The sequence below is a fragment of the Pseudomonas sp. PGPPP1 genome (assembly GCF_002255865.1).
Lineage (GTDB): Bacteria > Pseudomonadota > Gammaproteobacteria > Pseudomonadales > Pseudomonadaceae > Aquipseudomonas > Aquipseudomonas cremoris.
In genome coordinates this window covers 1-841 of record NZ_NKIG01000097.1, presented here as the reverse complement: position 1 = coordinate 841, position 841 = coordinate 1, and the positions used below count along the sequence as shown (strand labels likewise).

At 58.7% G+C, this 841-nt stretch carries 1 protein-coding gene; it reads right to left on the bottom strand.

The features are described from left to right. Positions 1–841, bottom strand: an 841-nt coding sequence (locus tag CFE47_RS31320) for a ribonucleotide-diphosphate reductase subunit beta (protein ID WP_286843065.1), incomplete at both ends; no start/stop codon positions are given.

Sequence of the window (841 nt, the reverse complement as noted above, 5' to 3'; positions counted from 1 at the left end):
CCGCGCGGCATGGTATCGCGGGCGTATTCGATCTCCAGTTGAGTCCCTTGCAGGATCATCTGGGTCGCTTCTTCTTTCATCTCGGCATCCCACAAATGTGGGTTTTCGATTTTGATCTGGTTGATCACGTCGATACCGAAGTTCAGGTGCATCGACTCATCGCGCAGGATGTATTGGAACTGCTCGGCCACGCCGGTCATTTTGTTGCGGCGGCCCATGGACAGGATCTGGGTGAAGCCGCAGTAGAAGAAGATGCCTTCCAGCACGCAGTAGTAGGCGACCAGGTTGCGCAGCAGTTCTTTGTCGGTTTCGACGGTGCCGGTTTCGAACTTCGGATCGGAGATCGAACGGGTGTACTTCAGACCCCAAGCCGCCTTTTTGGCGACCGATGGAATCTCGTGGTACATGTTGAAGATCTCGCCTTCATCCATGGCCAGCGATTCGATGCAGTACTGGTAGGCGTGGGTGTGGATCGCTTCTTCGAAGGCCTGGCGCAGGATGTACTGGCGGCACTCCGGGTTGGTGATCAGGCGGTACACGGCCAGCACCAGGTTGTTCGCTACCAACGAGTCAGCAGTGGAGAAGAAACCCAGGTTGCGCATGACGATGCGGCGCTCGTCGTCGGTCAGGCCTTCCGGGTTTTTCCACAGGGCGATGTCGGCGGTCATGTTGACCTCTTGCGGCATCCAGTGGTTGGCGCAGCCGTCGAGGTACTTCTGCCAGGCCCAGTCGTACTTGAACGGCACGAGTTGGTTGAGGTCGGCGCGGCAGTTGATCATGCGCTTTTCGTCAACGGCGACGCGGGCGGCGGAGCCTTCCAGCTCGGCGAGGCCTTCGGCGA